The sequence below is a fragment of the Geomonas sp. genome, assembly GCF_035254065.1.
Taxonomy (GTDB): Bacteria; Desulfobacterota; Desulfuromonadia; order Geobacterales; family Geobacteraceae; genus Geomonas.
Map to the genome: position 1 here is coordinate 1 of NZ_DATFBA010000017.1, position 21,568 is coordinate 21,568.

18 protein-coding genes and 4 tRNA genes are annotated in these 21,568 nt (G+C 61.0%); 19 read left to right on the forward strand and 3 right to left on the reverse strand.

Annotation, left to right across the window (positions count from 1 at the left end; genetic code table 11):
- Window positions 1–29 precede the first annotated feature (29 nt).
- Window positions 30–2,267, reverse strand: a complete 2,238-nt coding sequence (locus tag VJ604_RS00825) for a vitamin B12-dependent ribonucleotide reductase (protein ID WP_324079486.1) — start codon at window positions 2,265–2,267, stop codon at window positions 30–32.
- 238 nt (window positions 2,268–2,505) lie between these two features.
- Between VJ604_RS00825 and VJ604_RS00830 the strand changes: the two genes are divergently transcribed.
- From VJ604_RS00830 to VJ604_RS00870, 9 genes are all read left to right on the forward strand, one after another.
- Complete coding sequence (locus VJ604_RS00830) at window positions 2,506–3,573, forward strand: diguanylate cyclase (protein WP_324079487.1); 1,068 nt, start codon at window positions 2,506–2,508, stop codon at window positions 3,571–3,573.
- Window positions 3,570–4,886, forward strand: a complete 1,317-nt coding sequence (locus VJ604_RS00835) for a beta-helix domain-containing protein (protein ID WP_324079488.1) — start codon at window positions 3,570–3,572, stop codon at window positions 4,884–4,886. Before VJ604_RS00830 ends, VJ604_RS00835 begins: the two co-directional genes overlap by 4 nt.
- Window positions 4,887–4,995: 109 nt before the next feature.
- The gene (gene rph / locus VJ604_RS00840) at window positions 4,996–5,715 is read left to right on the forward strand and encodes a ribonuclease PH (RefSeq protein ID WP_324079489.1); all 720 of its coding nucleotides are present in this window, start codon (window positions 4,996–4,998) and stop codon (window positions 5,713–5,715) included.
- On the forward strand, window positions 5,712–6,305 hold the full coding sequence (locus VJ604_RS00845; protein WP_324079490.1) for an XTP/dITP diphosphatase: 594 nt from the start codon (window positions 5,712–5,714) through the stop codon (window positions 6,303–6,305). The genes rph and VJ604_RS00845 overlap by 4 nt, the downstream gene beginning before the upstream one ends.
- A 92-nt stretch (window positions 6,306–6,397) precedes the next feature.
- Window positions 6,398–6,475 (forward strand) — tRNA-Pro (locus tag VJ604_RS00850).
- A gap of 12 nt (window positions 6,476–6,487) precedes the next feature.
- Window positions 6,488–6,564, forward strand: a tRNA-Arg gene (locus VJ604_RS00855).
- 12 nt (window positions 6,565–6,576) lie between these two features.
- A tRNA-His gene (locus tag VJ604_RS00860) sits at window positions 6,577–6,652 on the forward strand.
- A gap of 45 nt (window positions 6,653–6,697) precedes the next feature.
- Window positions 6,698–6,781: transfer RNA gene (locus VJ604_RS00865), tRNA-Leu, on the forward strand.
- A 569-nt stretch (window positions 6,782–7,350) separates the two neighbouring features.
- Complete coding sequence (locus VJ604_RS00870) at window positions 7,351–7,998, forward strand: class I SAM-dependent methyltransferase (RefSeq protein WP_324079491.1); 648 nt, start codon at window positions 7,351–7,353, stop codon at window positions 7,996–7,998.
- Between the two features lie 673 nt (window positions 7,999–8,671).
- Here VJ604_RS00870 and VJ604_RS00875 read toward each other — a convergent pair.
- Both VJ604_RS00875 and VJ604_RS00880 read right to left on the reverse strand, forming a co-directional pair.
- Window positions 8,672–10,081 (reverse strand): DUF1254 domain-containing protein, encoded by a 1,410-nt coding sequence (locus VJ604_RS00875; protein ID WP_324079492.1) that lies wholly within the window; start codon window positions 10,079–10,081, stop codon window positions 8,672–8,674.
- A gap of 53 nt (window positions 10,082–10,134) precedes the next feature.
- Window positions 10,135–10,815 (reverse strand): hypothetical protein, encoded by a 681-nt coding sequence (locus tag VJ604_RS00880; protein WP_324079493.1) that lies wholly within the window; start codon window positions 10,813–10,815, stop codon window positions 10,135–10,137.
- A gap of 425 nt (window positions 10,816–11,240) precedes the next feature.
- On the opposite strand from VJ604_RS00880, the gene VJ604_RS00885 reads away from it, so the two are divergent.
- The 10 genes from VJ604_RS00885 (at window position 11,241) to nspC (ending at window position 21,562) form a co-directional block, all read left to right on the forward strand.
- Window positions 11,241–12,305, forward strand: coding sequence for a YMGG-like glycine zipper-containing protein (locus VJ604_RS00885; protein WP_324079494.1), 1,065 nt, complete (start codon window positions 11,241–11,243; stop codon window positions 12,303–12,305).
- Between the two features lie 391 nt (window positions 12,306–12,696).
- A complete protein-coding gene (locus tag VJ604_RS00890) occupies window positions 12,697–14,511 on the forward strand; it encodes a thiamine pyrophosphate-dependent enzyme (RefSeq protein ID WP_324079495.1) in 1,815 nt (604 codons plus the stop codon).
- Window positions 14,508–15,050, forward strand: a complete 543-nt coding sequence (locus tag VJ604_RS00895; RefSeq protein ID WP_324079496.1) for an indolepyruvate oxidoreductase subunit beta — start codon at window positions 14,508–14,510, stop codon at window positions 15,048–15,050. Before VJ604_RS00890 ends, VJ604_RS00895 begins: the two co-directional genes overlap by 4 nt.
- A 5-nt stretch (window positions 15,051–15,055) precedes the next feature.
- The gene (locus VJ604_RS00900) at window positions 15,056–16,348 is read left to right on the forward strand and encodes a phenylacetate--CoA ligase (RefSeq protein ID WP_324079497.1); all 1,293 of its coding nucleotides are present in this window, start codon (window positions 15,056–15,058) and stop codon (window positions 16,346–16,348) included.
- A gap of 254 nt (window positions 16,349–16,602) precedes the next feature.
- Window positions 16,603–16,881, forward strand: a complete 279-nt coding sequence (locus tag VJ604_RS00905) for a hypothetical protein (RefSeq protein WP_324079498.1) — start codon at window positions 16,603–16,605, stop codon at window positions 16,879–16,881.
- A gap of 366 nt (window positions 16,882–17,247) precedes the next feature.
- Complete coding sequence (locus VJ604_RS00910) at window positions 17,248–17,523, forward strand: hypothetical protein (RefSeq protein ID WP_324079499.1); 276 nt, start codon at window positions 17,248–17,250, stop codon at window positions 17,521–17,523.
- 503 nt (window positions 17,524–18,026) lie between these two features.
- Window positions 18,027–18,212, forward strand: a complete 186-nt coding sequence (locus VJ604_RS00915) for a hypothetical protein (protein WP_324079500.1) — start codon at window positions 18,027–18,029, stop codon at window positions 18,210–18,212.
- Window positions 18,213–18,643: 431 nt separating this feature from the next.
- On the forward strand, window positions 18,644–19,189 hold the full coding sequence (gene relB, locus VJ604_RS00920; protein ID WP_324079501.1) for a type II toxin-antitoxin system RelB family anti-toxin: 546 nt from the start codon (window positions 18,644–18,646) through the stop codon (window positions 19,187–19,189).
- A 19-nt stretch (window positions 19,190–19,208) separates the two neighbouring features.
- The gene (locus VJ604_RS00925; protein WP_324079502.1) at window positions 19,209–20,411 is read left to right on the forward strand and encodes a saccharopine dehydrogenase family protein; all 1,203 of its coding nucleotides are present in this window, start codon (window positions 19,209–19,211) and stop codon (window positions 20,409–20,411) included.
- 20 nt (window positions 20,412–20,431) lie between these two features.
- A complete protein-coding gene (nspC, locus tag VJ604_RS00930; RefSeq protein ID WP_414652376.1) occupies window positions 20,432–21,562 on the forward strand; it encodes a carboxynorspermidine decarboxylase in 1,131 nt (376 codons plus the stop codon).
- Window positions 21,563–21,568 lie beyond the last annotated feature (6 nt).

The following is a 21,568-nucleotide window of genomic DNA, read 5'->3' on the forward strand; positions in this document are numbered from 1 at the left end:
CCCAGCATGGCTGGTTGTGAGGAGCTAGCTTACGCGCACTCGGAGTAGCCGCACACGCGGCAGACTGCGCAGCCGCCTTCGTGCTCGACCACGCCGCCGCACTCGGGGCAGGCCCCCTTGTCGAACACCGCGGTCTCGACCACGTCGGCATGGCCGGTGATGGTCAGGTGGCTCTGGATCGCCTTGGCCACCGCGTCGGAGCAGGAGAGCACCTTGTTGTCGCCGAAGCCGCTCGGCGAGTGGCAGGAGATGCCCAGGAGCTGCTTGACGACGGAGCGGGCCTGCACGCCGCTTCTCCAGGCCAAAGATACCATGCGCCCGATCGCCTCGCACTGGGAGGCGGCGCAACCGCCGGCCTTGCCCATGGTGGTGAAGACTTCGAAGAGGCCGCTGGCGTCCTCGTTGATGGTGATGTAGAGCGGACCGCAGCCGGTCTGCATCTGGTAGGTCCACCCTTTGAGGGCCTTGGGACGCTCGCGCTTGACGCTGCGCTTATCCTCGTAGACCGGTGCCGGAGCGGCGACCTTCGGCTCTTCCTTCTTGCCGGTGGAGAGCACCTGCTCGTCGCGGGAGCCGTCGCGGTAGATGGTGACACCCTTGCAGTTGGTCTCGTAGGCCAGACGGTACACCTTCTCGACGTCGTCCATGGTGGCGTGGTTGGGGAAGTTGACGGTCTTGGAGACGGCGTTGTCGGTGTATTTCTGGAAGGCCGCCTGCATGTAGACGTGCTCCTCCGGGGTGATGTCGTGGGCGGTGACGAACAGCTCGCGCACGCCCTCCGGGACCTCGTCGATGCCGTGCACGGTGCCGTGCTCGGCGATCCGCTCCATGAGCTCCTGGCTGTAGAACCCTTCGGCCTTGGCGATCCGCTCGAAGTGAGGGTTGACCTCGACCAGGATGTTCTTGTCCATCACCTGGCGGACGTAGGAGACCGCGAAGAGCGGCTCCACGCCGGAGGAGGCGTTGGCGATGATGGAGATGGTGCCGGTCGGCGCGATGGTGGTAACGGTGGCGTTACGGATCGGCTCGGCGCCCGGACGGTCGTAGATGGAGCCCTTGAAGTTCGGGAAGGCGCCGCGCGTCTTGGCGAGCGCGCGGGAGGCCACCTTCGCCTCGTCGTCGATGAACTTCATCACCTGGCCCCCCAGTTCCACCGCCTCCTCGGAGTTGTAGGCGATGCCCAGGGCGATCAGCATGTCCGCCCACCCCATGACCCCCAGGCCGATCTTGCGGTTGGAGCGGGTCATCTGGTCGATCTGCTCGAGCGGGTAGTTGTTCACCTCGATGACGTTGTCCAGGAAGTGGACGGCGAGGTGCACGACCTCCTTCAGGCGCTCCCAGTTGACCCGGCCGTGGATGACCAGCTTCCCCAGGTTGATGGAGCCCAGGTTGCAGGACTCGTAGGGCAAAAGCGGCTGCTCGCCGCAGGGGTTGGTGGACTCGATCTCGCCGATGTGCGGGGTCGGGTTGTGCTTGTTCAGGCGGTCCAGGAAGATGATCCCCGGCTCGCCGTTCTCCCAGGCCTGCTTGACGATGCGGCTGAAGACCTTGCGGGCGTTCTGGGTGCCGGCCGGCTTCTTGTCGCGCGGGTTGATCAGGGTGTAATCGGAATCGGTGTCCACCGCCTTCATGAAGTCTTCGGTGATGCCGACCGAGATGTTGAAGTTGTTCAGATGGCGCTGGTCGGCCTTGCACATGATGAAGTCCATGATGTCCGGATGGTCGACCCTGAGGATCGCCATGTTGGCCCCGCGGCGGGTACCACCCTGCTTGATGGTCTCGGTGGCCACGTCGAACACCTTCATGAAGGAGAGCGGGCCCGAGGAGATGCCGGTGGTGGACATGACCACGTCGTTGGCGGGGCGCAGACGGGCGAAGGAGAAGCCGGTGCCGCCGCCGGACTTGTGGATCAGGGCGGTGTGCTTGACGGATTCGAAGATCTCCTCCATGGAGTCGCCCACCGGCAGCACGAAGCAGGCGGAGAGCTGACCCAGCTCGCGACCGGCGTTCATCAGGGTCGGGGAGTTGGGGAGGAACTCGAAGTGGGTCATCAGGTCGTAGAACTTGTCGCTGAGCGTTTTGACGTCGGCCTTGTCGTTGAACCTGAGATCGGCCTGGGCGATGGTGGTCGCCACGCGGCGGAACATGTCGGCAGGTGTCTCCAGGGTCTTGCCGGTGGTGTCCCTCTTCAGGTAGCGCTTTTCAAGTACGGTGAGTGCGTTTTTCGACAGGCCCGAGATGGCCCCTTTTTCGGCCGCTTTTTTCATAACGCTCCGATCTCCTTTGGGAAAATATCATGATGATCTGTTTTGGCTGTTTCCACCACATTTTGTGGCGCGCGGAGATATAAACCACAAGATGTATGGTGAAGTCAAGGGTTAATGCATTAAAATTTCTGGCCCGCCAAAAAGGGCCGATGTCGCTTGAGCTTAGCGGCTTCTTCATTTACAAGTACCTGATGGTTGTGCTATTTATACCGGGTTAATTTTCCCGGGAGAGGCTGCCGTGGTCGAGTGTGATGGTTGCAAAACGAGTACGCTGGAGACCCAGGTGAAGGGGCTGCAGGACCTGATCGAGGTCGCCAAGGCGGTGGTGTCCACCCTGGATCTCGACACCGTCCTGCAGGCGATCCTCTCCAGCGCCATGGGGTTGGTCGAGACCCCGGCGGGGAGCATCGCTCTCTACTTCGAGTCCAAGCGTGAGCTGAGTCTCCATGCCCACCACGGCCTGAGCTCCGAATTCGTCAAGATGGAGCGCTGGTCGATGACGCCGGGCGGGCTTTCCGAGCAGGTGCTGAAGGCGGGCGAGATCTTCTTCGTGGAGGACACCGAAAAAACCCCCTTCTTCAACAACCCGATCGCCATCAAGGAGGGGATCCGCTCGCTGGTCTGCGTGCCGCTCACCTACCAGGGGCGCATGGTGGGGATCCTGTACCTGAACGATTTCGTCGCCAGGAGCTTCGACCACGACAAGGTCAACCTCCTCTCCATCCTGGCCTCCTTCGCGGCGATGGCGATCAACAACGCCACCCTGCACAAGCGGACCAAGGTGCTGGCCATCACCGACTCGCTGACCGGCCTGCACAACCACCGCTACTTCAAGCATTTCTTTAAGCAGGAGATGGGGCGCGCCCGGCGCTACCACAAGCCGTTCTCCGTGATCATGCTGGACGTGGACAATTTCAAGGACTACAACGACAGCTTCGGCCACGCCACCGGCGACGACCTTTTGCGCCTTTTGGGCGGCTTGATCCTGCAGACGGTGCGCGGGGTCGACGTCGCCTTCCGTTACGGCGGCGAGGAGTTCATCGTGCTCCTGCCGGAGACCAAGCTGGAGAATGCGCTCTTGGCGGCGGAAAGGCTCCGCAAGGCGATCGAGGGTGGCACCGCCAAGCACCTGGTGGGGACCGCCACCCGCGGTGTCACGGTTTCCATCGGGGTGGCGAGCTATCCCGACAACGCCGACAACATGGATGAACTCTTCAACATCGTCGATTCGCTCCTCTACCGCGCCAAGCGCTGCGGCAAGAACAAGATCTACCACCAGGAAAGCCTGCTGCTCCCCACGACATGATGCGTCCAAACTATCTCGCCAAACTCGGGCTGTCACTCTGGATGGCCCTCTTCGCCTGCGCGCCCGCGCACGCTGGCATCTTCGACAACGTCTACCGTTGGGTGTCCGGGACTCCCTCCCAGCCGGCCGCTGCCAAGCCGCCGGCGGAGCCTTCTGTCGGCCAGCAGGGATCAGGCCAGCAGGCAGGGGAAGGGCAGGGACAACGGGTCCAGCCCTCGCCGGAGAGCCAGCCGAGGCAGGCGGCACCCGTCACCGCCCCGGCAGCCTCACCGACAGCCGCACCGACAGCCGCACCGCGGGCGGAAACGGCTCCCCGCAGCGAGGCCTCACTCAATCCCTCCCTCGTTTACGGGGACCGGATGCTCACCGAGGACCTGGTCTGGCGTGGAGAGGTGCTGGTCGAGGGGGCGCTGACGGTGGCCCCGCAGGCGACGCTGACCATCGAGCCCGGCACCGTGATCCATTTCCGCCGCAAGGGCGGACAGGCGCCGCTTCTGGTCGTGCAGGGGCGGGTGGTCGCCACCGGCACCAAGGAGGCGCCGGTGATCTTCACCTCCGGCTTTGCCACGGCCGCCGCCGGCGACTGGCAGGGGATGATGCTGCTCGGCACCGAGAAGAAGAACCTGCTGGAGAACTGCCGGATCGAGGGGGCGCAGACCGCGCTGGAGGTGCTCTTCTCCAACGTGACCCTGAAGAACGTCCTGGCCGAGCGCTCACAGGTCGGCATGCGCTTCCAGGACGCCCTGCTCTTCATGGACGGCGGGGGCGCGCACGGTTGCGACACCGGCCTGAGCTTAGTGGAAAGCGAGAGCACCCTGCGCAACATAAGCGTGGTGGGTAATCGCCAGGGAGTGGTCGCCAAGCGCAGTTCCATCTACCTCTTCGAGGGAAACCTCTCCGGCAACCAGACGGCGTTGAGCGCCGACGGCAGCCGGCTGAAGATCCAGGGGGGCGCCCTGCTCAGCAACGGCAGCGGCGTGTCGCTGATGGCCTGCGAGGGGACGGTGGCCGGCGCCAAGCTCGCCAACAACCGGGAGTACGGCATCTCCCTCACCGGTTCGCGCATGCGGGTGAACGGCAACCGGATCACCGGCAACGGCCAAAACGGCCTGGTCGTCTTCGACGGCGCCTCGGTGGTGTGGGACAACGCCATCTACGAGAATGCCGGGTACGATCTCTACAACGCGGGGGTGGAGGAGTTCCGGGCGCCGGGCAACTGGTGGGGAAGCTCCGCTCCCAAGATCTTCGACAACAACGGCCGGGGAAAGGTCCTCTACTCGCCGGTGCTGGGGCAGTGGCCGCAGAAGCAATGAATTCTTCGTTCATCCGGCACCTCGGCTGGGTATCGAAGTTCCGCAGCAACCTTCACGGACAGGATTAGAGCCCGTGGCGCAACTACAGAATCAATAAAGGATGGAAAGCATGACTCGTAAAGACGGTCGGGCCGCTGATGCCCTGAGGGAAATAAAGATAACCAGGAACTATCTGAAACACGCCGAGGGATCGGTGCTGATCGAGTTCGGTGATACCAAGGTGATCTGCAACGCGACGGTAGAGCCGAAAGTCCCCCCCTTCCTGAAGGGGAAAGGGACCGGCTGGGTGACCGCCGAATACTGCATGCTGCCGCGCGCGACCCACACCAGGAACCAGCGGGAGTCGTCCAAAGGAAAGCTGACCGGCCGCACCCATGAGATCCAGAGGCTGATCGGCAGGTCGTTGCGTGCTGTGGTCGACCTGGAGGCGTTGGGCGAGCGCTCCATCCTGATCGACTGCGACGTCATCCAGGCCGATGGCGGCACCCGGACCGCTTCCATCACCGGCGGCTACGTGGCTCTGGCCGACGCACTGCAGACCCTGGTGGACGAAGGCGAGCTCGCCAAGTCCCCGCTGCGGGAGGCGGTCGCCGCCGTCAGCGTCGGCATCATCGACGGCGTTCCCTTCCTCGACCTCGACTACCCTGAGGATTCCAGCGCCGAGGTGGACATGAACTTCGTGATGACCTCTTCCATGCGTTTCGTGGAGGTGCAGGGAACCGCGGAAGCCGAGCCCTTCACCCTGGAGCAGATGGACGCCATGCGCAGCCATGCCATCCTGGGGCTCACCCAGCTGTTCGACATCCAGCGGGAGGCGCTCAAGGGATGAAGGAGCTGATCGTCGCCACCGGCAACAAGGGGAAGCTCAAGGAATTCCGGGAGCTGTTGAAAGGGGTGGTGGGTACCGTCCTGTCGCCGGCCGACCTCCCCGGTGGACTGCCGGAGGTGGAGGAGGACGGCGCTACCTTCGAGGCGAACGCCATCAAGAAGGCGCTCTCGGCGGCCGTTTTCACCGGCAAGCCGGTGTTGGCCGACGACTCCGGGCTCTCCGTGGATTACCTGGACGGCCGTCCCGGCGTGTACTCGGCGCGCTTTGCCGGCGAGGGGGCGAGCGATGCCGACAACAACGCCCTCCTTTTGCGCGAGCTGGAGGGGGTCCCCACTGAAAAGCGGACGGGGGCCTTCCACTGCGTGATCGCCCTTTGCCAGCCCGACGGCAGCTGCCAGACCTTCGACGGCTCGCTCCCCGGCGTCATCCTGGAGGCGCCCAGAGGGGAGGGGGGCTTCGGCTACGACCCGCTCTTCCTGGTCCCCGAGTACGGTCAGACCTTCTCCGAGCTCCCCATGGAGATCAAGAACGCCATCAGCCACCGGGGCAGGGCCATGCAGATGCTGAAGGCGGCCTTGTCGGGGAAATAGCTGAAAGGTGCGGCTCCGAGAAATGTGGCGACGGGACTAAAAAAGCTTGCACGGCCCAGATGGCTATGCTATAAGAGTGGTTCTTGAAAGGACGGGGTGTAGCGCAGCCTGGCTAGCGCACCTGCCTTGGGAGCAGGGGGCCGGAGGTTCGAATCCTCTCACCCCGACCACCTCAAGCTTACGCGCCTGTAGCTCAGTTGGATAGAGCAACGGCCTTCTAAGCCGTAGGTCAGAGGTTCGAACCCTCTCAGGCGTACCAAAACTAAATATGGTGGGTATGGTGAAGTGGTCAACACATACGACTGTGACTCGTACATTCGAGGGTTCAAATCCCTCTACCCACCCCAAATAAAAAAGAACCCCGTGCAAACGGGGTTTGTCGTTTGTAGCCTGCGAGAGTGGCGGAATGGCAGACGCACCAGACTTAGGATCTGGCGGGGTAACTCGTAGGGGTTCAAGTCCCCTCTCTCGCACCAGTAATAAGATCAAAGCCTTGCAGGTTATTCTGCAAGGCTTTTTTTGTTGCTATCACCATAACTAGTGCAAATTCAGCGCAGCAACCTGCGAAATCCTCTCGATTCACCGTATCCTCCCCCTGTTCCTCGCCTCCCGTTCCCCTGAATAGACGTATGATCCCCAAAGAAGCGGAAAATGCCTTCGGTGGGGAAAGAACAGATTATCGTAAACCGGGAATGCGCTGCGACGATCCAGCAGGCATTTCCCGAAATCAATGCACCCAATCCGATGGCGCAAGTGATAAGGATCGAAATCCACTCTTCATCCACAGCCCTAGATGCCAGGAGGTGCAAGATTTTGTGAATCTAAAAGAATTGCACAAATAAAAGTAGCATTGACCGTCTCCAATATCACGATACTCTTGAAGGCTGGCACCACTATCACAAGATGAGGAGAACCAGGGCTTAAAACGGATCAGCATCGCTTCACAGCGTCCTGTACCACTACTTTTTACTACGCTTGCCGTGCAGGCGTGGGCGGCTTCACCCGTTAAAAGGACAACGGACAGCTGGAACCAAGGAGGGGGGGTATGACGGTTCAAGAGAGCTTGTATCGCAAGTCGAAAAACGAGATAAAGAAGACATGGGATAGGGTTGTGGACCTGAGGTTAAACATCGATACGATGAGCTTCTGGCATAGCCAAGAGCTTGTCGAAAATACCCTCTTTCATGACTGTTACCGTACCGGTTCGGCCCCATATCTCCTTCTACCAGCTATTCTCGACCACATACCCCTGAGATCCCACGATGTCTTCTATGACCTGGGCTGCGGTATGGGCAGAGTGTTGTGTCTTGTTGCGAGAAAAGGCGTCAGCAAATGTGTTGGCATAGAAATCAGTCCCACACTTGCTTCGAAGGCCGAAAGCAATGCACGTTCCATGAAGGGGCGCATCTCACCAATCGAAGTGCGTGTTCAGGATGTAGCCGAAGCCGATTACACCGATGGAACGATGTTCTTCCTTGCCAATCCATTTGGTAGTGATACGCTTCTGGCCGCACTCACCCGCATAGAAGAAACCCTCCTCACCAACCCGAGGCACGTCACCTTCATATATGTAAATCCAACACATCACGAGGTGTTCAACTCGTTCAACTGGATAAAGTATCTTGGTGAACATAAAGTTTTTTATTCGCCGATGGTGACGAAATACTATACGAATACACATCTGGAGGGGTAACCCCGCAGGGTTCACGTCCCCCCTCTCGCACCAGTTGTTTATGAAGCCTCTATCTGAGCACAGATAGAGGCTTTTTGCTTTTCAGATGGGGGAGCATCCTCGATGCCCGGCAGCAAAAGTCGCCTTGTCTGTTACGGGCACCGTTCTTCCGTTATTTGAATCTCATGCTGCCATGAACACAGAAAGGGGATGGCGTGTCGGTGCAGTAATATTTGACACCGATACAGGTTGCGGTCCAGGTGTGTTCGGTACGGTCGGAGATTACTATTTCAGCGGGCTTGCACTCTTAGTTGGTCAAGTGCATAAGCTTTGACGATACCTGCTGCCTTGATGCCGTGGTCTCAGCACATCCGGCTAACAGGAAGTTAACGACTAAATAGAGAGTAAGCTCTTGCAGATGCGAGATATGACGTAAAGCTGGTCCTTCTTTCACGGAGACGGTAACACTATGAGCAAAGCGAGTTGGGAGTGAATTGGGGACGAATTATCTTCCTTGGTCAGTGCTGTAGACAGCGATGCGGCTGAATATATCCCTTTTCGGGAGCCACTCTAGGTAATTTCCCCTAACAAAAAAGGAGAGGGGGCTAGCTTGCCCCCTCTCCTTTGAGCTTGGAACTGCGGTGTTATGGTCGCGGGCGGCCTGCAGCAGCCATCCTGAGCGGGGCATCCATCTTTACTCCACCGCCTTGACCGGTGGGATCTTCCAGGTGCCGTCGATGATCGAAGGGGGTTCTTCACTGGGCCAGTACAGCCGCATCATGAGGATGAACTGGTCCTTCGGCGCCGGCAGCCAATTGGCTTCCTTCTCCGGTCCCGGGTTCTCGTTTTGGATGTAGAGATCAACCGAACCGTCGGCGTTGGGCTTGAGGGCCTGCCGGGCGCTGATGCTCTGGCGGTTGATGGGGTTTTGCACGAAGAAGTACTCTTTGTCATACATGGTAAGCGACCAGAAGCCCTTGACCGGCGGAAGCATCCCCTGGTCAAAGTGCATGACGTACTTCTTCTCCCCGGTGTACCTGGTCCAGATGGAGGGGCCTTCGGAGGTGGGATAGATGGCGTCCTGCGGGCGATTGGCTCCCAGGCCGATGGCGGTCACCAGGGCGCGTTGGACGTAATCGGTGCCATAGATGCCGGCCTTGGTGGTGAAGGCCCAGCCATTCTCCACCTTCATGTCTCCGGTGACGATCCCCTCTTTGAGCCAGAGCATGATCTTCTCGTTGGCGATCTTGGGTATGTCCTTGGCCAGCGGGAGCTTCTTGCTGTCAAAGGGCTTGCCCGGGACGATCCCGATCTTGGCCATCTTGGCGAGCATCGGCTGGTCCGCGGCAGCAGGAGGGTTGTCCTTCATCAGCCGCGCCAGCAGATTGAAATACTGGTCGGCGCTAAGTGCGTTCACCTGCTCCCGTACCGCGGTGTGCATGTCGACCGAGCGATCGACCTTGCCGCGCGGGGGAGTGTAGGGCTTGCCGTAGGCGCTCAGCGGAACGAGGCTGATCTGGTCCTGCAGTTTGTGTACTTCTGCGTAATCCTCTGGCGTTCCGGTGCAGTAAATGCGGCCGAGCAGCCACACCATCGAGGTCGGCGACTGGTACTGTTTCACCCCGTTGGGGAGCTTCCCCTTCCAGCCGGGGCCGGTGATGGCATAGACCTGCCGGCCGGTGCCGGTGGTGCGCTTACCCGGTACCTGGAAGACCTCGGTCCAGCCGTCCAGCATCGGAAAGAGATAGTAGCGGTCATGGGCGTCCGGCAGGGTTAACACCCAGGGCTCCCGTTTCACGTCGATCCAGGCGGTGGTGTAAAGGGTATCGGCGTTGGGCGCGGTCACATCCCGGAAGGCGGCAGTGGGATAGCCGCGCATCCGTACGAACTGTCCCATCGGAGCCCGTGTTCCCTCGGGCTTCTCCACGTTGGTCATCACCCGCCGAGTCATCTCCATGGTGACCAGCGGATAGCCGTAGATGTAGGCCTTCACGCCGTCGGGCACCGCCTCGAATACGTTCTCCGCCCGGGCTCCGCCCGGCGATAGCAGCAGAGCGGCTCCGGTAACTGCGAATGCCGCCACCAACAGTGCTTTTTTCAACATATACGCCTCCTTACCTCCATTTTAGCTGCAGCTATTTCTTCCCTTCCCGGGAATCAGTTATTCTGGTTCGCGTAGTTGAAGTTGTGCACCTGCAGGGTGATTCCCTTGCCGAACACCTCCACCTGGCCGAACTCGGGATAGGTGAAGCCGTTGCTGAGGGTTTTGTAGGTAATCGTCATGTTGATCTGGTCCCCCTGGTAGAAGGTTGTCACCTGCATCCGCTTTGGCTGCAGGTCCACCGCACCTATCCAGAGCGACATGGAATCGCCCGGGACCGCCACGCTCCCTCGGAAAAACTGCAGGTTGCCGCTGGCATTTGCCGGGGTGACCTGGGCCTGTAGCACAAAGTCAAGCGTCTTGCCGGCGGTGGGGAGCGTGTATTGGTCCAGCAGGGCGTGCAATCCCTTCAGATACGTCTCCATCTTATCCCGCTCCTTCTCGGCTATCTTCTTGCGCAGGAAACCGGAAGGAAGCGGCGCTGCCTGGTCGTTGATCAGCGTGCGCTGCGGTTGGCCGTCCGGACCGAAGGTGTTCTGCTCCAGGCGGATGTCCTTTACCGCGGCGTTTTCGGTGATCTCGGTGCGGCTTTCCCAGGTGTACTGGCGCAGCATCGTCGCGTTTTTCTGTCGAGCCGCCACAACTTTTTGGACTAATGCCGGAGAAACCTCGGCACAGACCAAAGAAGGCCAGACCACAAGTGCGATGCCGGCAACTGCCAGAGACAAAGTTCTCATGCGGGTTTCTCCTTTCGTCCTTTCGGTCGTCTTCTCTGCTTCGTTTCGGTCCTACGCCGGGATTTTCCCGCACAATACATCCCAATTTCGTGCCAACGCCGCTGAAACTGTGGTTACTCGGTTAAGCCTTTGGAATCATGAGGAGTTGCCGGTGTCCCAGGCACGGAGCGCGATCGGAAGTGGTGGAAAAGGGTGAAATTTCGTCCCGTGGACGCTATCTCGTCCTTTGCCTGTGCAATCGCGTTGGTTGTTGCTTAGTCGTGAACAGCGGCGGACGCTCCACGGCAGGGCGAAAAATGCCTTGAAATTGCTGGGGCAGGTGGTTTAAGGTCTAATGAATTTTTGACCTGGAGGTAGGGAATCCAATGAACCACGCGGGTAAGCTTGTTCCTTTCTTACTGCTTGCCGCCTTGGCAGGATGCGCCATGCTTCCGCCGGGCCCCAGCGTCAGCGTCATGCCGGCCAAAGGGAAATCGTTCGAGCAGTTCCAGAGCGAAGACGCCACCTGTCGGCAGTGGGCTGAGCGTCAGTTGGCACAGCCGGTCAATGAAACCTACCAGAAGAGTACCGCGACCGGTGCTGCCGTGGGAACTGTGGCCGGCGCCGGGGCGGGTGCTCTGTTGGGCGCCGCTTCCGGACACGCCGGCCCGGGTGCCGCCATCGGTGCCGGCATGGGCCTGCTGTTCGGGAGCGCGATCGGCTCGGACGCGGGTGCCATTTCGGCCGGCGAGGCGCAGCGACGGTATGACAACGCCTACGTCCAGTGCATGTATAGCTATGGCAACCAGATACCCGGTCAGCGCTACGCCGCGCCCCCGCCTCCTCCGGTGGCGGAACCGGCCCCGGTTGCCGTGGTCCAGCCTCCTCCCCCGGTTGTCGTGCAACAACCGCCGCGCACGGTCATGGTGCAAGAGCCGCCGCGTACGGTGATCGTACAACCCCCGCCTCAAACCATCATCGTGGAGCGCCCGCCGCAAACGGTCATTGTGGAGCGTCCGCCCCGGACGGTGATCGTGGAAGAGCCGCCTCGCACCGTGATCGTCGAGCGTCCGCCGCAGACCATCGTCGTGCAGAAGCCTGCTCCGGCAATCGCCCCCGCTCCTGCCTATCAGGTGGCCCCGGAGATCTACCTGGAAGCGGCACCCCAGTTCCTCTACGCGCCCGATCTGGGCATGTACGTGGCGGTCGGGGTCCCCTACGACCTGGTGTACAACGGCAGGGAATACTTTTATTTCTATGGCGGTAGCTGGTATCGCTCTGCCTATTACACCGGCCCCTGGGCGTTCACTCCCAGGTCGGCCTATCCGCCTGCCTTCGCCAGGTACAAGGTGGAGCACATCCGGCGTTTCAAGGAAGCCGAGTACAAGAGGTACCTCCACGACAAACGGAAGTACCAGGGGCGGATGCACCGTCCCGAGTATCGCAGCCGCGCCCCCAAACCCAATCAGGGGCCTGGCCAGGCGCATGAGCACGGGCGCGAGCACGGCTGAGACCGCTGAACGATATCTTCGAGGTAGGTTGTGGGGGAAGCCGGTTTCGGCTTCCCCCTTTCTTTCGGCCCGTTGACCAGGAAACGCACAAGGTTAAGGGCTGGTGCCGTCTACCCTTGCCCCTTCCAGGGAAGAGGGTGGCCGAAGGCCGGGTGAGGGTGCCACCCCCTACAGCTAACTCCCGCCCCCGCCCGCGAAGTGCGGCGAGGGAGAGTTGGCAGAGGGGGGCGTGACAATGCGAACTGTAAACGGAGAGCATCGGGTGGAGGTGTAAGAGTACCTTTGTGGTTGACAATCTCTTCCGTTGACGTGAAAATGCGCCTTTCGGTCGTGGTAATTAATGAAGCGGGACAGGCACCTACGGAGCCATCCCGGGTGCGGTGAGGTTTAGATGTCGAGTGACGAGCAGCACAAGAGACTGATGCAAGGAAACGAGGCCATGGCGCGGGGGCTGGTGGAAAACGGCTGCGTGGTGGCCGCTTCCTATCCCGGAACTCCCGCCTCGGAGATCCTCTCCGCCGTGCAAGGATGGCAGGCGCAGGAAGGCGTGGAGATGCATGTCGAATGGGCGGTCAACGAGAAGGTCGCGCTGGAGATCGCCTACACAGCCAGCCAGACCGGGCTGCGCGCGGCTACCGCCATGAAGCAGGTGGGGCTCAACGTGGCGAGCGATCCGCTGATGAGTGCGGCCTACCTGGGCGTGGTCGGCGGTTTCCTGGTGGTGAGCGCCGACGACCCCGGCCCGCACTCCTCCCAGACCGAGCAGGATAGCCGCATGATGGCGATGGTGGCCAAGATCCCGGTGCTCGACCCCGATTCCCCCGAGCAGGCCCGCCAGTTGACCGGCACCGCCTTCGAGCTCTCCGAGAAGTTCTCCATTCCCGTCATGCTGCGCCCCACCACCCGCGTCTGCCATGCCTGCCAGGATGTCCAGCTCTTGCCGGTACAGGATCTGAAAAGGGCGGCCGATTTCCAGAAGGAACCCTCCCGCTGGGCGGCCACTCCGAAGTTCCGCTATCAACTCCACCTGGAATTGAACCAGAAGCTCGCCGAGATCGCCGCCTATGAGCCGACCGCGCCGCGCTGCCTGAACCCGCAGGTGAAAAGCCGCAAGGCGGTGGTCGCCTCGGGGCCGGCGGCAAGCTACGTGAAGGAGATCCTGGGTGATCTCGGGCTCTGGGACTCCATCTCCTTCCACCAGGTCATCCAGCCCTATCCGCTCCACAGCGCCTTCGCCGAGACCATCCTCAACGCCTTCGACGAGATACTGGTGCTGGAAGAGACCACCGGCGTCATCGAGATGCAGCTCAGAGACCGCTACAAGGTGCAGGGGAAGCTCTCCGGGATGGTCCCCGAGGCGGGCGAACTGCTGCCGGAGATCGTGGAGCGCATCGTCGCCCGCTTCGCCGGCCTTCCCGCCCCGGCCGAGCCGCCGGCCGCCGCCAAAGGAGGGAGGCGTCCCACCCTTTGCCCCGGCTGCCCGCACCGCGCGAGCTTCTATGCCATCAAGAAGGCGGCGCCCAAGGGGATTTACCCCAGCGACATCGGCTGCTACACGCTGGGTATTAACCTGGGAGGGGTCGATACCGTGCTCTGCATGGGCGCCTCCATCAGCCAGGCGGCCGGCTTCTACCAATCCTACCGGGTGACCGGGCAGCAGCGCGACATCATCGCCACCGTGGGTGACTCCACCTTCTTCCATGCCGGCATCCCGCCGCTCATAGATGCGGTGGCTCAAGGTGCCCGCTTCGTGCTGGTGATCCTCGACAACGTGACTACCGCCATGACCGGCAACCAGCCGACCCCGGCCCACGGCACTCCGGCAGGCCGTCCGGTTGACATCGAAAGCATCGTCAAGGGATGCGGCGTCGGCTTCGTGAAGACCGCCGACCCCCTGGAACTTCCCGCCTTCACCTCCCTTTTGAAAGAGGCGCTCGCCTTCTCGCACACGGCAGGGGTGGCGGTGGTGATCGCCAAGAGCCCCTGCCTGGTCGACCGGAGCGCGCCGCGCCAGAAGCGCCGGCAACCCACAGTCAGCAAGGCCTGCACCGGCTGCCGGGTCTGCGTCGACCGCTTCGAGTGCCCAGCCCTCACCATCCCCCCCGGCGGCACGCAGGTGGTCATCGATCCCATGATCTGCAGCGGCTGCGGTGTCTGCCTCGACGTCTGCCCAGTGAAGGCTATTGAACGGGAGGAGACGCCATGAGAGAGCAACAAATAATCATCTGCGGCCTGGGAGGGCAGGGGATCCTGTTCGTCACCAGGCTGCTTGCCGAGACCGCTATCGCCAAGGGGCTGCCGGTATTGACCAGTGAGACCCACGGGATGGCACAGCGTGGCGGCGTGGTGGTATCCCACCTCAAGGTCGGCGGCTTTACCAGCCCCTTGGTGCGGCCGGGGCAGGCCGACGCCCTGCTGTCGCTCAAGCCCGAGACGGTGCCCCTGCACCTCCACTTCCTGAAGAAGGACGGTTTCATTGCCACCAACGCCAAGGAACAGTTGGAGGAGGGGGCTTCCCATCCCACCGTGACCGTTGACGCCGACGAGCTGGCCCTTTCCCTGGGCGACCCGCAGGCGGTCAACCTGATTGTGCTGGGGCGTGCGCTGGCCGAGCAGGGGCGGCTCTTCTGTACGGCAGAGGAGATCGCCTCTGTCATCAAGCAGAAGATGGCCGGCAAGGAAAAACAATTGGCGCGAGCGCTGGCAGCATTTTCGGCAGGCCTGGGCCAGACCAAGGAGGCATGACCCAGATGCTGAGCAGATTCCCCTCCAAAGCAGCCACCCCCGCCGATCTCGCCACCCATCAATTAGCCGGGCTGAAGTGGACGGTCCGGCACGCTTTCGAAAACTCTCCTTTCTACCGTGAGCAGCTGGAGAAGGCCGGTGTCACCCCTGAGAGCATCGTCTCCCTTCAGGACATCCGGCGCCTCCCCTTCCTTACCGCGCAGGACCTTGCTGCCGGCTACCCGTTCGCCCTGCGCTCCGCACCCTTCGCGGATCTGGTCCGCATCCATGCCTCCTCCGGGACCACCGGGAAGCGCAAGGTCCTCTGCTACACCCAGAAGGACATCGACGACTGGCAGACCATGTTCGCCCGCTGCTATGAGCTGGCCGGGCTCACCCGGGAAGACCGGGTGCAGATCGCGGTGGGCTACGGCCTGTGGACCGCCGGCATCGGTTTCCAGCAGGCCTGCGAGAAGTTCGGGGCGCTCGCCATCCCGGTCGGCCCCGGCAACCTGGAGCTGCAGACCAGCCTGATGATCGACCTGCAGACCACGGTCTTCTGCTGCACCGCCTCCATGGGGCTTCTGCTGGCCGAGGAGGTCCACCGGCAGGGACTGCGCGACAAGCTGAACCTGAAGAAGATCATCTTGGGCGCCGAGCGGAGCAGTTCCGCCATGTTGGATACCATGAGGGAGTGCCTGGGCGTTAAAGACATCTACGACATAACCGGTCTCACCGAGGTGTACGGCCCCGGGACCGGGCTATCCTGCGGGCACGGCAGCGCCATCCACTACTGGGCCGATCACTTCATCCTGGAGATCCTGGATCCCGCCACCTTGGAGCCGGTCGCTCCGGGCGAAGTGGGCGAGATGGTTTTCACCACCCTCTGCAAAGAGGGGGCACCGCTCATCCGCTACCGCTCGCGCGACCTCACCCGCCTGATCGAGGGTGAGTGCGAGTGCGGCTGCACCTTGCCGCGCCACGACCGCATCCTCGGGCGCTCGGACGACGTGGTCATCTTCCGCGGGGTGAACATCTATCCCGGCCAGGTCGACGAGGTGCTTAACCGCGTGGATGGGGTGGGGAGCGAATACCAGGTTCACCTGGGGCACAAGGACGACGGACGCGACTACATGCTGATCAGAGTGGAGCGCGCCAAGGACGGGCAGTTGCCGGACGAGCAGGTCTGCAAGCGGATCATCTCCGGCATCAAGCACACGCTGCTGGTCTCCTGCGAGGTTGAGCTGGTCGAGTACGGCAGCATGCCGCGCTCGGAGAGGAAGACCAAGAGGCTCTTCGACGAGCGGCGCTTCGAATAGCGGGATGGCTGTAAAAAAATTCACAGTTCGTATTTTTACCGTGATAGCGTAAGGTTTTGATTTTGCGTTGCTAATGGTGGTGAGGCCGGCCGACGACAAAATATTCACAGTTTCAGCGCTGTGGGAGGTGCGAAAGGCCGGCTGGTAAATGCCTGATTTTACGAGTGGTTAAAAACATCCAATTTTGGCATGGACCTTGGATGGTGGTTGCAGTGTCCGCGTTGACGAGCCTGATCACGACGGGAGGTACCGCCATGAATGAATATAACCTGATCAACCGTTGCCTTAGCACCCTGAAGTCTTCCAAGATGGACGTAATGAGCAAGCTCAGGATGGAGAGCCTGTTGATCGGCATCAAGATGCTCATGTTGGTCGATATAGCCGGGCAGGACAGCACCCCGGACCTCGAGGAACTCCTGCTGCATGTCAAGGAAGTCTGCACCGGCGAATCTGCCGACGGCGTGAACGGTCTTCTCGAGCACGTGCGCAAGCTGCAGAGCTCGATGGTTTCCTGCCTCGACCTAAGCTGCTGATACAAACTCTAAAGTTTCGGTGGGTCATGGCTGGCGCCCCTTGCGGTGCCGGCCTTTTTTTATTCCCTCCTGCGGAGCCCTAGGCTTTCGGCACCTATCATCACCTACCTAACCCCATCGCCACCTGTAAAAAAATTCACAGTTCACTTTTTTACAGTTGCCGCTAACTTGCCGTTATCGCTAGCGATGACCGAGTCTGATGCCTTGCTGTTAGAAAATTCACACCTTGCGGGTTTTCAGCCGATTTTCCTGTGCAGCGTAAGTGGCTGTTTTACATGAATAGGTGAGCCGCGAATCTTGGCACGGAGCTTGGATATAGGAGAAAGAGTTCGGGGTCCACAGCAAAGACCAAATGGGAGGTACGCCATGAACTATAACGTGATCAATCGCTGCCTCAGCACTCTGAAATCCTCCAGGATCGATGCCATGACGAAACTCAGGATGGAAAACCTGCTGATCGGCATGAAGGTGCTCATGCTGATGGACCCCGATGAGCAGAATGCCATGCCGGAAATCGAAGAGCTCTTCACCCACGTAAACGAAGTCTGCAGCGGCCAGACCACCGACGGCCTCAACGGCCTGATGGCCCACGTCCGGAACCTGCAGAGCTCGATGGCCGCCTGCTTGAACCTCAGCTGCTAATCACACTTCCTCCTTCATTGTTTGCCTTGACCGGCGCCGACAGATTCGGCGCCGGTCTTTTTATTTCTGCGACTAGCAACCGTTCAGTCGATCCCCGATCCCCACTCGATCCACCTCTCCCATGACGTGCAGGAGAGGGTTGGGGTCAAGGAACTATCCTGGAAGATGCGAGGCTTCCCTCACCCCGACCCTCCCGCGGAGGGGGAGGGAGTGTTTGCAGTGGGTGGGAAAGTGTGCGCGCGAGCACATCCGGACAGGCCTGAGCACTTATCAAGCAGGGCCGAAAAGGATTAAAATATCAGTGAACCTCCGTGATTCAGAGAGGATCTGACCGCGAAGAGGACGGCTTTGTGGAAGCTGACTCTTGATGGCTGGCGGCAGTCATCGAGGTGAAGGAGGAACAGATGAAAAGGATTCTGACGGCGGTGGCGATAGCGCTCTTTACCTCGGTTGCTCTCCCGGGGTGCATCGTCGCACCCGCTCCGACAGGTTACGAGGTGGATGTGGCACCACCACTCCCGGGAGTGGTTGTTCTTGGCGATGACCCATACTACTATCACGGCGGCTATCACTACTACTATCATGACGACCGCTGGCATTACGCGAGAGGGCGGGGCGGCCCCTGGCGGGAGTTGCCGAGAGACCGCTGGCCGAGAGAGACGAGGTACGGACGCGGCTACCGCCATTGAGGCCCGAGGATGAATGGCAGTAGCTTGTGATGCATACTGCGGGGGAGTGGTGAAAGAGCGGATTCGGCAGCGCGCCTGTCGGATCCGCTCTTTTCGTCTTCAGCGAGTTTTGGGAACTGAACAGGCGTGTTCCAGCCCTTACCGCCGTTCGCCCTGAGGCTGTCGAAGCCTTCCAGAGTCTGCCGTAGGGGGGGCTTTAATGGCCGGACAAAGGGTGCTTTGATAAGCTCAGCACGAACGGCCGCCAACCTCGTGTCGTGCCGTAAGATGTCGTAAATATAACTGAAATCATCTATAATTAAAATTAACAAGTTTTAAATGTTAAACAGGAAGTATAGAGTCACTAAACTTTTCGTTGACTTTGTGTGCGGAAATGCTACAGTGCGCTGGTTATACAGATTGTTTACCACTCCTAAACTCGGGAGGCTTTCTTGAAGATCGGCGAAAGGTTGAAACGGCTGAGGATGGTTAACTCCCTCACCCAGGAAGAGCTGGCCAGCCGGGCCGACCTTACCAAGGGATTCATCTCGCAGCTGGAAAACGACGCGACCTCGCCTTCCATCGCGACCCTGAAGGACATCGTGGATGTCTTCGGGATCAGCATGCAGGAGTTCTTCTCCGAGGAGACGGACCAGGACATCGTTTTCGGCAAGGACGCCCGCGTTCAGGCGACCGACGACGGCGACAACATCAAGGTGGAGCTCCTGGTGCCGGGCGCCCAGAACCGCGATATGGACCCGGTGCTGGTAACCCTGGAGCCGGGCGGCGAGATGGACGAGCAGCCGATTCACGAGGGCGAGGAGTTCGGCTACGTGATCACCGGCAAGGTGCAGCTCAGGCTGGATGACAAGCTTTATACCGTCAGCAAAGGCGAGTGTTTCTATTTTTCCTCCGACCGCAAGCACGCGGTCAAGAACGTTGGCAAGAGTGCGGCGATGCTGCTCTGGGTGGTGACGCCGCCGACGTTTTATTACTGAGAAGGAGCGTGAGAAAGATATGAGCAAAGTACTGATTATAGGGGCAGGCGGCGTCGGCGGGGTGGTCACCCACAAGTGCGCCCAGGCCAAAGACGTGATTTCCGCTATCACCCTCGCTTCGCGCACCGAATCCAAGTGCCGCGCCATCGCCGAGCAGATCCCGGATTTCCCGGTGAAGACCGCCCAGGTGGACGCCGACAACGTGCCCGAGCTGATCGAGCTCATCAAGCGCGAGCAGCCGAAGCTGGTCATCAACGTGGCGCTCCCCTATCAGGACCTGACCATCATGGACGCCTGCCTGGCGACCGGCGTCGACTATCTGGATACCGCCAACTACGAGCCGCTCGATACCGCCAAGTTCGAGTACAGCTGGCAGTGGGCCTATGAGGACCGCTTCAAGGAGAAGGGGCTGATGGCACTGCTGGGCAGCGGCTTCGATCCGGGCGTCACCAACGTGTTCACCGCGCTGGCCGCCAAGAAGTACCTGGACGAGGTGGTGGAGATCGACATCATCGACGCCAACGCCGGCAACCACGGCCAGCCCTTCGCCACCAACTTCAACCCGGAGATCAACATCCGCGAAGTAACCGCTCCCTGCCGTCACTGGGAGAACGGGGACTGGGTGGAGACCGGTGCGCTCGCCACCAAGCGTAGCTTCGACTTCCCGGACGGCATCGGCCCGATGAACATCTTCCGCATGTACCACGAGGAGATGGAGTCGCTGGTCAAGCACATCCCCTCCATCAAGAAGGCGCAGTTCTGGATGACCTTCTCGGACAACTACCTGAAGCACCTGGAGGTGCTGCAGAACGTGGGGATGACCCGCATCGACGAGGTCGAGTTCAACGGTCAGAAGATCGTCCCGCTGCAGTTCCTGAAAGCCGTGCTTCCGGACCCGGGGAGCCTCGGGCCGCTCACCAAGGGGCGCACCTGCATCGGCGTGATCGCCAAGGGGTACAAGGACGGCAAGAAGAAGCAGGTCTACATCTACAACATCTGCGACCACGAGGCGTGCTACCGCGAGGTGAAGTCGCAGGCGATCAGCTACACCACCGGCGTCCCCGCCGTGGTCGGCGCTCTCATGATGCTCACCAACAAGTGGAGGGGCGAAGGTGTCTTCAACATGGAGCAGTTCGATCCCGAGCCGTTCCTGGAGACCCTCTCCGTCTACGGCCTCCCCAACGTGGTGGTCGAAGAGGATGGCTGGCTGGAGCTCACGTGACCAGGCTGCACGTCGATGAGATGACGCGGCTTGCCCCCTCGCCCGCCTTCGTGGTGGACCTGGGAAGGCTACGTCACAACCTGGCCATCCTGGACGAGGTGCAAAGAAGAAGCGGCGCCAAGATCCTCATGGCGCTGAAGGCGTTCTCCATGTGGAGCGTCTTCCCGATCATCGCCAGGACCCTGCACGGGGTCTGCGCCAGCTCCCCCTGGGAGGCGAGGCTCGGGCGCGAGGAGTTCGGCGGCGAGGTGCACAGCTTCGCGGCGGCCTTCAAGGAAAGCGACGTACAGGAGCTTCTGACCACCTCGAACCACCTGGTGTTCAACTCCTTCAACCAGCTGGAGCGCTTCCGCCCGCTTTGGGAGCAGTACGCCGGCCGCGTCTCGGTGGGCCTTCGGGTCAACCCCGAGCACTCCGAGGGGCACACGCCGATCTACGATCCGGCGGCTCCCAAGTCGCGGCTGGGGATCGTGCGCGCGGAGTTCGAGGGGAAATCGCTCGAGGGTGTGGAGGGGCTGCACTTCCATACCCTCTGCGAGCAGCTCTTCGATCCGCTGGAGCGGACCGCCAAGGCCTTCGAGGAGAAGTTCGGCGAGTTCCTGCCCCAGATGAAGTGGCTGAACCTGGGCGGCGGGCACCACATCACCCGGCAAGGGTACGACATCGATAAGCTGGTCGAACTGGTCCGGTATTTCCGCAAGAAGTACGACCTGGAGATCTACCTGGAGCCGGGCGAGGCGATCGCCATCGGCACCGGCATCCTGGTTTCCGAAGTGATGGACGTGGTGCACAACGAGGTGGATATCGCAATTTTGGACGTCTCGGCCACCTGCCACATGCCGGACATCCTGGAGATGCCCTACCGGCCGGAGATCAAGGGGGGCTTCGACCCCGACGAAAAGCCGCACGGCTACCGGCTGGGCGGCCCGTCCTGTCTGGCCGGCGACGTGATCGGCGACTGGTCTTTCGAGAAGCCGCTTGCCGCCGGAGACCGGCTGGCCTTTCTGGACATGTCGCACTACACCATGGTCAAGACCACCACCTTCAACGGCATACAGCACCCGCACATCTGCACCTACGAGCCGCAGACCGGGGAGCTGAAGGTGGTTCGCAGTTTCGGCTACCAGGACTTCAAAAGTCGGCTGTCGTAGAACCTT